Genomic DNA, 10245 nt, shown 5'->3' on the forward strand with positions numbered 1-10245 from the left:
TGCGTTTCTTCATGTACTACAACCGCACCAGGCTCCACAGCTACAACAACTACCTGTCGCCAATAGCTATGGAGCAAAAAGCGGCATAAGCACCGTAAACGGTGTCCGGGATTGCTTGACCAGTTCATAGCAACGCCTATGGACCGGCACTTCTTTTCATATCCATAGAGCTCCTGCAGAAATGCCCCAACCGATACCGATCAAAGACCACGAAAAAGAGACGCGCCTGGTCAACAGGAGACTCATGGCCTGCGCCTTGTTCGTTGCGGCGATCTCCTGCGCACTGGTTGTGCGCCTGTATGTGCTGCAAGTACTCGAATTCGACTACCACTCGACGATCTCGGAAAACAACCGCGTCCATGTCCTCCCGATCACCCCGACCCGTGGCTTGATCTATGACCGCAACGGCGTGGTGCTTGCGGACAACCGTCCCAGCTTCAACCTGACCATCACCCGTGAACGCGCCGCAGACGTCAAAGACGAGCTGGATCAGGTGGTCAACCTCCTGCACCTTCCAATCGAGGATCGCGCGCTGTTCGACAAGGCTATGAAGCAGGTGCGGCACCCGTTCGTGCCGGTCACGTTGTTCTATGAGCTCACCGAAGAGCAGATCGCGGTGCTTGCAGTTAACGAGTTCCGCTTGCCGGGCATCGATGTGGAACCACAGTTTGTTCGCCATTACCCGATGGGCGCCCATTTCGCACATTCCATCGGCTATGTGGGACGAATCAACGAGAAAGAGTCCAAGGTGCTCGATACGGTTGAATACCGTGGCGCCCAGTCGATCGGTAAAACCGGCATCGAGAAATTCTACGAGTCGCAGCTGCACGGCCATGTAGGCTATGAAGAAGTCGAAACCAACGCCCAGGGCCGGGTGTTGCGGGTGCTCAAGCACACCGACCCGATCCCCGGCAAAAACATCGTGCTCAGCCTTGACGTCAAACTGCAGGAAGCTGCCGAGCAAGCATTGGGAGACCGCCGCGGCTCCGTGGTAGCGCTTGATCCGGCAACCGGCGAAGTGCTGGCGATGGTCAGCAAACCCAGCTTCGATCCCAACCTGTTTGTCACCGGCATCAGCTTCAAGGAATATGCCGCGCTGCACGACTCTATCGACCGGCCGCTGTTCAACCGCGTGCTACGCGGTCTCTACGCCCCCGGCTCAACCATCAAGCCTGAAGTGGCCATCGCAGGCCTTGATGCCGGTGTAGTCACCCCCCAGACCCGCGTCTTCGACCCCGGCTACTATCAGCTCCCGGACTTCGATCACAAGTACCGCAACTGGAATCACAGCGGTGACGGCTGGGTCGATATGGACGCAGCGATCATGCGTTCCAACGATACGTATTTCTACGACCTGGCCCACAAGCTGGGCATTGATCGCCTGCACGACTACATGGCCATGTTCGGGCTTGGCGAAAAGGTCTCGCTGGACATGTTCGAAGAGTCTGCCGGCCTGATGCCCTCCCAGGCGTGGAAGCGCGCTACGCGTCGCCAGCCCTGGTTCCCGGGCGAGACAGTGATCCTCGGCATCGGCCAGGGCTATATGCAGGTCACGCCACTGCAACTGGCTCAGGCCACCGCCTTGATCGCCAACAAAGGCGTGTGGAACCGGCCACATCTGGCCAGAACCGTAGACGGTGTCGCCCCGGTAGACGAACACCCGATGCCGAATATCCTGCTCAAGGATCCCCGGGACTGGGAGCAGGTCAACCACGGCATGCAGATGGTCATGCACGACGCTCGAGGGATTGCCCGAGCGGCCGCGCAGGGCGCGCAATACCGCATCGCCGGCAAGAGCGGTACCGCGCAGGTGGTCGCCATCAAGCAAGGCGAGCGCTACAACCGGGCGAAGACGCTGGAACGCAACCGCGACAATGCCTTGTTCGTCGGCTTCGCCCCAGCCGAGCACCCGAAGATTGTCATCTCGGTAATGATTGAAAACGGTGAAGCCGGTGGTCGCGTCGCCGGCCCGGTGGTGCGGCAGATCATGGACGCCTGGTTACTCGATCAGGAGGGCCATCTCAAGCCGCAATACGCCACGCCGAGCAAGGCTCCTGGGGATCCTCACGTCTGACCAGGCACCGGACACCCCATATCGCCCTCCTGGCATTTCAAATAATTCTTGAAAGTCTCCACCCGTGCGCGGGTCAGCTCTGTTATGCAATTACCGTAGATCATTGGGTAAACGCTCCCACCTTCCACCCCCGAAGCTGAAAACTTGCACTCCGCATCCCGGAACGCAATCCATGAGCGCTGCGCGCCGATCAACAGCTTCTTGCGGTCCGGATCGCTCTTCAGCCGCCCGGTAATCTGCTGGTACAGCGCATTCAGTTCCTTGTCCGCTGCCTTGTTCTGCTGGGTGGCGCACTGGTTCATCGTCGCCTGGTCGGTGGCGTTATCGCAATCTGCGGCCAGGGCCAGGTGGGTAAACAGCAGGGGCGTCAGCGCCAGGAGAAAGCGTGAGTACATGGGAGTTCTCGCTATGACATCTTAAAGAGAAGGGCAGTGTAGCGAACCCCGGCGAAGTCGGTTACCGGTCGCGCAAAAGCCGCTGCGCTGCAGTCATTTCCCAGCCGAATGAGCGCCATGGGTTGATTACAGCATGCGCTTGGTACAACTTTAAGGTTGGTCTTGTGGTCTTACAGGCCTACTGTTCATTACAGGAGGTGACTTATGAACCCAGCATCAGATCGTATCCAAAGGAAAATCCTGCTCAGGACCCCGCGTTCGCAGGTCTGGCGCGTAATCGCCCATGCCGAAGCCTTCGGCCAGTGGTTTGGCGTGGCACTGGAGGGCAAGCGGTTTGTCGCCGGTGAGTGGACCCAGGGGCAGATCACTTACCCCGGTTATGAGCACCTGCTGTGGAACGTACTCGTGGAGCGAGTTGAGCCGGAGCGGGTGTTCTCGTTTCGCTGGCATCCCTACGCCGTGGAGCCGCACATCGATTATTCTCAGGAGCCGACCACCCTGGTGTTGTTCGAGCTGGAAGATATGGATGGCGGCACGTTGCTCAAGGTCACCGAGTCCGGCTTCGATCACATCCCCCAGGAGCGCCGTCTCAAGGCATTCCGCATGGACAGCCGGGGCTGGGATGAGCAGATGAACAATATCGAGGAGTTCCTCAAAATCAGCCACAAGGCACCGCAACCCCAGCAAGAGTAAATGTCCGCAGGTTCTGGCCACGGTTGAAGCGCCGGGCCAGCTGAGTTATGCAGAACTTCATCACCCCCGCGTCCCAGGTTTGCAGCTTTCAGCGAGGGGAGCGCCAAGGGTTCCCCGCTAGCAGCTATAGCGAATGTCCTACACGCTATGGTACTGATATCGTCTGTTACATTTTGGATCCGATGCGTATTCTGACCCCATCAACCGAGGCACAGGAAGTGCCTCGGGATCAGGGACGATCGACCATCAGCACGGAACGCTATCGACAGGGAGTCGACATGGTCTTGGGAAAACCCGCTTCGGCGGGTTTTTTTTCGTCTGTACAAAACCGGCCGTTCGACGATGGGTGCCTCCGCGATCCCTGCGGGAGCGAGCTTGTTCCGGGCTGCGTTCCGACGATAACGCGGAAAGCTTGATACCCCGCGGCGTTCATTCATTTTTCGCGAGCAAGCTCGCTCCTACAATAAAAGGTTACAGCCTGGCGGCGGCCCGCTCGGTAATCCGCGTTCGCTGCTCAAGCGATGGCGCTGCACGGCGCCGGGCGTCTTCCAGCACTGCAGCCGGCGCAGTGTGCGGGCTGCCCGAAGCAAAGGGCGGCGCGGGAGCGTATTCCAGTTGCAACTGTACCAACTGCGCAGTGCCCTCATCGAACAGTTCCGCAGCCAGCGTCAGGGCAAAATCGATACCCGCCGTGATCCCGCCGCCGGTCAGCAGGTTGCCGTCGCGCACCACACGGTCCTGAACCGCGATAGCCCCCAAAGGCTTGAGCAATTCGTGATAGGCCCAGTGCGTGGTGGCGCGCTTGCCCTTGAGCAGGCCCGCCGCGCCGAGTACCAGGGAGCCGGTGCACACTGACGTCACATACCGTGCATTGGCGGCCTGGGCCTTGATGAACGCCAGCGTCACCTCATCCTCCATCAATGGCCCGACGCCACTGCCGCCGGGGATGCAGATCACATCCAGAGCCGGGCAGTCCTCGAACGTCGTAGTCGGTTGCAAGACCAGCCCGGTGCTTGCGGTCACTGGCGCCAGGTCCTTCCAGACCAGATGCACCTGTACGTCCGGCAGGGACGCCAGCACGTCATAAGGCCCGGTCAGGTCCAATTGCTGGACCTGTGGGAACAGCAGAAAACCAATTTGCAACGCCATGGTGATTTCTCATGAAGTGGGTGGACGACTTCACTCTAGCCTTCTAGGATGTGGCGCATACGCCAATCAACCCACGAATTACGCCAATATGCCTAAAGTCATTCATGTGCTCGCGTTCCCCAAGGTGCAGTTGCTCGATGTCACCGGGCCGCTGCAAGTGTTTGCCTCGGCCAATGACATTGTGCGCCAGCAAGGCCTGCCAGCGCCCTACGCACCGACGGTGATCGCCAGCGGTGGCGGGGCGGTCATGTCCTCTGCCGGGTTGGCCATGCTAACTGAACCGCTCCCACAGTCGGCCAGCGACACTTTGATCATCGCCGGCGGCTGGGGCGTGTATGAAGCGGCTCAGGACCCTGCACTGGTGAGCTGGGTGCGCAGGCACGGAGCCCTTTGCCGGCGCGTGTCCTCGGTGTGCACCGGGGCTTTTCTGCTCGCCGCCAGTGGCTGGCTCGATGGCCGGCGGGTAGTCACTCACTGGACCCGTTGCGAACAGTTGGCGCAGCAGCATCCGTTGCTGCGGGTGGAGCCCAACCCGATCTTCATCAACGATGGCCCGGTGTGGACCTCGGCCGGCGTCACTGCCGGCATTGATCTGGCGCTGGCGATGGTCGAACAGGACCTCGGTCGCGAGATGGCCATGGAAGTGGCCCGCCAGCTGGTGGTATTTCTCAAGCGTCCCGGTGGCCAGTCGCAATTCAGCGTGACCTTGTCGTTGCAAAAAGAAGGTAACCGCTTTGACGAACTTCATGCCTGGATCAGCGAAAATCTTCCCCTGGACTTGGGGATTCCAACACTCGCCGCCCAGGCCGGCATGAGCGAACGCAGTTTCGTTCGCCACTACCGCGCCGACACCGGCCAGACCCCCGCCCGGGCGATTGAGTCGATTCGAGTGGAAACGGCGCGCAGGTTGCTCAGCGACACCGGTGTGCCGATCAAGCGCGTGGCGATGCAATGCGGGTTCGGTAGCGAAGAGACCCTCAGGCGCAGTTTCCTGAGGGCGATGGGGGTCACTCCGCAAGCCTATCGGGAACGCTTTTGCATCAGCGCTGCAGCAGATCCAGTAATGCCCTGAGCGTGGCTTGGGGGGCTTCTTCGGGGTTTAGGCCTTCATCATGGCTGCCAATAATTCTTTTCGCCACTCAACTTGCGATCGAGAAAGCTCGCCGCACTGATCAACGCCAAATGGGTCAGGGCCTGCGGCGTGTTGCCCAGGTGCCGCCCTCGGGTGTCGAACTCTTCGGCATACAACCCCAGCGGATTGGCGTACCTGAGCAGCTGCTCGAACTCCAGATGCGCCTTCTCCACCTGGCCTGCACGGGCCAGGCATTCGACGTACCAGAACGAGCACGCTGCGAATGCACCTTCAGTGCCTTCCAGACCGTCAATTCCTGCATCCTCGTTACGATAGCGGTAGACCATGCCGTCACGCACCAGGGTTTTCTCGATAGCCTGCAGGGTTGATAGCCAGCGGGGATCCTTGGCGCTGACGAAACGCACCAGCGGCATCAATAACATCGAACCATCCAGGGCTGTGCCGCCGATATACTGGACGAAATGACCCCGCTCTTCATTCCAGAAATTGTCCCAGATGTCCGCATAAATGGCCTGTCGGGTCTCATCCCAGCGCGCAAAAGGCGCTGGCAGCGAGCGCTTGGACGCCAGGCGAATGGCCCGGTCCAGCGCAACCCAGCACATCAATCGCGAGTGCAGGAAATGATGCTGTTCGCCGCGCATCTCCCAAATGCCGACGTCCTTGTGCTGCCAGTTTTCACAGACCTGATCGACCACCTCAACCGCGTGCTTCCAGCCCTCGTGGGAGATCGCATCGCCGTACTTATTCACCAGGTACACCGCGTCCATCAGCTCGCCGAAGATGTCGAGTTGCACCTGGTCGTAAGCCTGATTGCCGATGCGCACCGGCGTTGCACCACCATGGCCGGCAAGGTGGGACAGCTCGGATTCCGGCAGTTCCTGACGGCCATCGACGGCGTAGAGAATGTTCAGCTTCATCGACTTGCCGCGGCAATCGCTGACCCGTCCACGGAGCCAGCCCATGTACGCATTGGCCTCTTCGACGAAACCCAGGCGCATGAACGCATAGACAGTGAACGAGGCGTCGCGGATCCAGGTGTAGCGATAGTCCCAGTTGCGCCCGCCGCCAGGTGTTTCCGGCAGGCCGAAGGTGGCGGCCGCAAGGATGGCGCCATGCTTGCGTGAAGTCAGCAGCTTCAGCGCCAGGGCCGAACGATTGACCATCTCCCGCCAGCGGCCTCGGTAATTGGACTGGCCGCTCCAGTCGCGCCAGAATTTCAGGGTGCGCTCCATGCACATGTCCGCCGCGCCCTGTTCAAAGCGCGGGTCATCCACGCCGCCGAGCATGAATTGCGCGCTCTGGTCCTGTTCCAGGCTGAATTGCGCTACGGCTGCGTTCGCGTCGATGCGCATCACCTGATCCGAGGACAGGCGCAGGGCAGGCTGGTCGGTCGCCTCGAACACCACGTCCTGATCAGCCATCTGCGCGCGAGTGCTGGCGCGGGCGTAATCGTGTCGCACAGCGCAGCGCATATGAAAGGTCGCCCGACCGCTGACAACGCGAACCCGGCGCATCAACACCGGCAGGTCGTCCTCGCTGTCGCCGATCGGCAACAGGTCAGTGACTTCGACCACCGCGTGGTCGCTCAACCAGCGGGTTTGCAGGACGTTAGTGTCCGGCAGGTAAATCTGCTCCCGACGCGCATCCGGCAAGTCCGGTGCCAGCTGGAAAATTCCGGCGTCGGGGGTGTCCAGCAGCGAGCAGAAGATCGACGGGCTGTCGAATTCCGGCCAGCAGAAAAAGTCCACGCTGCCTCGATCATTGACCAGTGCAGCGCTGCGCATGTCGCCGATGATGCCGTGGGCGTCGATAGCGCTTTGTCGTTCGGGATGATGATCAGCCATTGCCGCGAAACTCCGGATAGAGACTCATGCCGCCGTCGATGAACAGGGTGGTGCCGACGATGTAGTCAGAGGCATCGGAGGCGAGAAAGACCACTGCATTGGCAATGTCCTCGACGTCACCGATGCGGCCATAGGGAATAAGTTTGAGCAGTTCCTGTGCAGCGGCGCCCTCAGTAGCTGCCTGGTTGATAGCGGTACGAATCGCGCCCGGGGCGATGCCGTTGATGCGGATGCGCTGGTGGCTGACTTCCTGGGCGAGGCTCTGCATCAGCATGTCGACGCCACCTTTGGAGGCGGCGTAATTGACATGGCCGGCCCAGGGAATGCGCTGGTGCACCGAACTCATGTGAATGATTTTTCCGGCGGCCCGGGACACGCCTTCGCGAATGCCCTGTCGATTGAAAATTCGCAGGGCGGCGCGGGCACACAGGAACTGGCCGGTAAGATTCACGCCGATCACCTGGTTCCAGTCCGCGAGGCTCATGTCGACTGCCGAGGAGTCTTTCTGCAGGCCCGAATTGGCCACCAGGATATCCAGCGAGCCGAAGGCTTCGAGGGTTTGTGCGAACAGTCGTTCGACGTCTTCCTCCTTGGCAACGTCCGCGCCGATGGCGATGGCGCGACCGCCTTGCGCGTTGATCTGCCGGGCGAGTTCTTCAGCCGGGGCGGCCTGGGAGTTATAGTTGAGCACCACGGCAGCACCGGCAGCGGCCAGGGCCTTGGCGGCGCCGGCACCGATGCCGGAGCTGGCGCCGGTGATGAGGGCGACCTGTTGGTTCAGGGATATCAGCATAGGGTTAGCGCCTTGAGTTGAGGGCCTTATCAGCTGACTGGTTTCGGACTTCAAGAGTTCACCAGCAGATCAAAAGATCCTGGGGCCTTAACATTCAACCAGCAATTCAGCGCTTTCCCCGCCCCCCGCCTTATGGCAATTTGCACTCCCTTCCAGAGACAGTCAGACCATGGCAAATCCCTACCGCGAACTGTTCAGGGCCCCAGGCAGCAGAGCCTTCGTGTTGGCCGGGATGATCGCGCGCATGCCGATTTCCATGACCGGCATCGGATTGATCACCATGCTCTCGCAGTTACAGGGGGGCTATGGCCTGGCTGGGGCGGTGGCGGCGACTTTTGCCCTGGCCACTGCCTTTTGCGCACCACAGGTTTCCCGTCTGGTGGACCGTTTCGGCCAGCGCCGCATCCTCCCGGTGTCGGCGCTGATCGGTGGCGGCGCGCTGCTGATGGTGCTGCTCTGCACTCGACTGCAGGCCCCGCACTGGACACTGTTCCTGTTCGCGGCGCTGGCCGGTTGCATGCCCAGCATGTCGGCCATGGTGCGGGCACGCTGGACCGAGGTGTACCGCGGCAAGCCCGAGCTGCAAACCGCCTATGCACTGGAGTCGGTGCTCGATGAAGTGTGCTTTATCGTCGGGCCCCCCTTGTCGGTGGGATTATGCGTGGTGGTCTTCCCTGAAGCCGGGCCGCTGGCGGCGTTGCTGATGTTGGCGATCGGCGTGACTGCATTTGTCCTGCAGAGGGCGACCGAACCTGCGATTCATCCCCACGAAGCGCACCACCAGGGCTCGATCATTCGCTCCGGCGAGCTGCGGTTGCTGGTGTTGCTGATGGTTGCCATGGGCACTATTGTCGGCGTGATCGATGTGGTCAGCGTGGCGTTTGCCCGGTATCAGGGCCAGCCGGCGACGGCGAGTATTGTGCTGTCGGTGTACGCCATCGGCTCGTGCATGGCGGGGCTCGCGTTCGGCGCACTGCGTTCGAAAGTGCCGCTGCCGCGACTGTTCCTCTACGGCGGCGTGGCGACGGCGGTGACGACCTTGCCGTTGTTGCTGGCGACCAACATCCTCGGCCTGTCCCTGGCGGTATTCGTCGCCGGGCTGTTCTTCGCCCCGACCCTGATCGTCGCCATGGCTCTGGTTGAGCAGATCGTGCCCCCGGCGAAGCTGACCGAAGGCCTGACCTGGCTGGTCACCGGCTTGAGCATCGGCGTGGCCATTGGTGCGGCCAGTTCGGGTTGGCTGGTGGACGCATTTGGCGCACCCAGCGGGTTCTGGGTGGCGATTGCGGCTGGCGCCGTGGTGCTGGGCTCGGCCATCCAGAGCTTCCGCAAATTGTAGGCGCGAGCTTGCTCGCGATGGCTAGCCGACTAATTCACCGCCCGCCTCATACGTTCTCCAACCAGACAACTATCGAGGTGAGCCCGGTGACCCAGCTGACATTGCTGTGCCTGCCCTATTCAGGCGCGAGCGCCATGGTTTACAGCCGCTGGCGGCGCAAGCTGCCGGAGTGGATCAAGCTGCAACCGGTGGAACTGCCGGGACGCGGTGCACGGTTTGGCGAGCCGCTGCACACCGACATGCGCCGCCTGGCGCGGCAATTGGCCGAGGAACAACTGGTCACTCTCAAGGCTCCGTATGCCTTGTTCGGCCACAGCCTCGGCGCGCTGCTGGCCTGTGAAATGGCCCATGCCTTGCGTTCGCTGGGTAGCCCGGAACCCGTAGCGCTGTTCGCTTCGGGCACCGCCGCACCGACGATGCGCGCCGACTACGACCGGGGTTTCGCCGAGCCCAAATCCGATGCCGAGCTGATTGAGCAACTGCGCAGCCTCAACGGCACCAGCGAGGAAGTCCTGGCCAACGCAGAGTTGATGAGCCTGACCTTGCCGGTGCTGCGCGCCGACTTCCTGCTGTGCGGTCGCTTCGAACCTGTCGAGCGTGCGCCGCTCAAGTGTCCGGTGCATGTCCTCGGTGGCAAGGCCGATCGCGCCAGCACCGAACAGTTGATTGGCTGGAGCAGGGAAACCCGCGGTAGTTTCTCGGTGGACATGCTTGCCGGTGGCCATTTCTTCATCCATGAACACGAGGCCAAGGTGCTGAAAGTGATCAAGGATCAACTCGACATCCACCATCGCCGGCACGCCATCGTCGCCAGCGCCTGATGCAACGCCTTTGTGGGAGCGGGCAACCCCGCTCCCACATTTTG

Annotated in this window: 9 protein-coding genes; 5 read left to right on the forward strand and 4 right to left on the reverse strand. The window is 61.3% G+C overall.

The features are described 5' to 3' along the window. Positions 1–181 precede the first annotated feature (181 nt). Complete coding sequence (gene mrdA, locus IMW75_RS09300; RefSeq protein WP_205892439.1) at positions 182–2074, forward strand: penicillin-binding protein 2; 1893 nt, start codon at positions 182–184, stop codon at positions 2072–2074. Here the strand turns inward: mrdA and IMW75_RS09305 are convergent. Continuing rightward, positions 2065–2469 carry a lysozyme inhibitor LprI family protein gene (locus tag IMW75_RS09305; protein ID WP_205892440.1) on the reverse strand — a complete coding sequence of 135 codons (405 nt, stop codon included), beginning with the start codon at positions 2467–2469 and terminating at the stop codon, positions 2065–2067. The genes mrdA and IMW75_RS09305 overlap by 10 nt on opposite strands. A gap of 204 nt (positions 2470–2673) precedes the next feature. Here IMW75_RS09305 and IMW75_RS09310 point away from each other — a divergent pair, with 204 nt between their 5' ends. Next, positions 2674–3162, forward strand: coding sequence for an SRPBCC family protein (locus tag IMW75_RS09310; RefSeq protein ID WP_045058161.1), 489 nt, complete (start codon positions 2674–2676; stop codon positions 3160–3162). 471 nt (positions 3163–3633) lie between these two features. Here IMW75_RS09310 and inhA read toward each other — a convergent pair whose 3' ends face one another. Next, complete coding sequence (inhA, locus tag IMW75_RS09315) at positions 3634–4311, reverse strand: isonitrile hydratase (RefSeq protein WP_045058162.1); 678 nt, start codon at positions 4309–4311, stop codon at positions 3634–3636. An 88-nt stretch (positions 4312–4399) separates the two neighbouring features. On the opposite strand from inhA, the gene IMW75_RS09320 reads away from it, so the two are divergent. Next, positions 4400–5383, forward strand: coding sequence for a GlxA family transcriptional regulator (locus IMW75_RS09320; protein WP_205892441.1), 984 nt, complete (start codon positions 4400–4402; stop codon positions 5381–5383). Positions 5384–5421: 38 nt separating this feature from the next. On the opposite strand, the gene IMW75_RS09325 is transcribed toward IMW75_RS09320, so the two are convergent. Further along, positions 5422–7248, reverse strand: coding sequence for a glycoside hydrolase family 15 protein (locus IMW75_RS09325; RefSeq protein WP_045058164.1), 1827 nt, complete (start codon positions 7246–7248; stop codon positions 5422–5424). Then, positions 7241–8041: a glucose 1-dehydrogenase gene (locus tag IMW75_RS09330; protein WP_045058165.1), complete on the reverse strand. Its 801-nt coding sequence runs from the start codon at positions 8039–8041 to the stop codon at positions 7241–7243. Before IMW75_RS09330 ends, IMW75_RS09325 begins: the two co-directional genes overlap by 8 nt. Before the next feature lie 169 nt (positions 8042–8210). Here IMW75_RS09330 and IMW75_RS09335 point away from each other — a divergent pair, with 169 nt between their 5' ends. Continuing rightward, positions 8211–9380, forward strand: a complete 1170-nt coding sequence (locus IMW75_RS09335) for an MFS transporter (protein ID WP_045058166.1) — start codon at positions 8211–8213, stop codon at positions 9378–9380. 86 nt (positions 9381–9466) lie between these two features. After that, positions 9467–10201, forward strand: a complete 735-nt coding sequence (locus IMW75_RS09340) for an alpha/beta fold hydrolase (protein ID WP_205892442.1) — start codon at positions 9467–9469, stop codon at positions 10199–10201. Positions 10202–10245: the final 44 nt, after the last annotated feature.

The sequence above is a fragment of the Pseudomonas gregormendelii genome (assembly GCF_017114825.1).
Taxonomy (GTDB): Bacteria; Pseudomonadota; Gammaproteobacteria; order Pseudomonadales; family Pseudomonadaceae; genus Aquipseudomonas; species Aquipseudomonas gregormendelii.

Coding starts and splice junctions, on each gene's coding strand:
- IMW75_RS09305 (WP_205892440.1), bottom strand. CDS start 2,469: ATGTACTCACGCTTTCTCCTGGCGCTGACGCCCCTGCTGTTTACCCAC.
- inhA (WP_045058162.1), bottom strand. CDS start 4,311: ATGGCGTTGCAAATTGGTTTTCTGCTGTTCCCACAGGTCCAGCAATTG.
- IMW75_RS09320 (WP_205892441.1), top strand. CDS start 4,400: ATGCCTAAAGTCATTCATGTGCTCGCGTTCCCCAAGGTGCAGTTGCTC.
- mrdA (WP_205892439.1), top strand. CDS start 182: ATGCCCCAACCGATACCGATCAAAGACCACGAAAAAGAGACGCGCCTG.
- IMW75_RS09330 (WP_045058165.1), bottom strand. CDS start 8,041: ATGCTGATATCCCTGAACCAACAGGTCGCCCTCATCACCGGCGCCAGC.
- IMW75_RS09335 (WP_045058166.1), top strand. CDS start 8,211: ATGGCAAATCCCTACCGCGAACTGTTCAGGGCCCCAGGCAGCAGAGCC.
- IMW75_RS09325 (WP_045058164.1), bottom strand. CDS start 7,248: ATGGCTGATCATCATCCCGAACGACAAAGCGCTATCGACGCCCACGGC.
- IMW75_RS09310 (WP_045058161.1), top strand. CDS start 2,674: ATGAACCCAGCATCAGATCGTATCCAAAGGAAAATCCTGCTCAGGACC.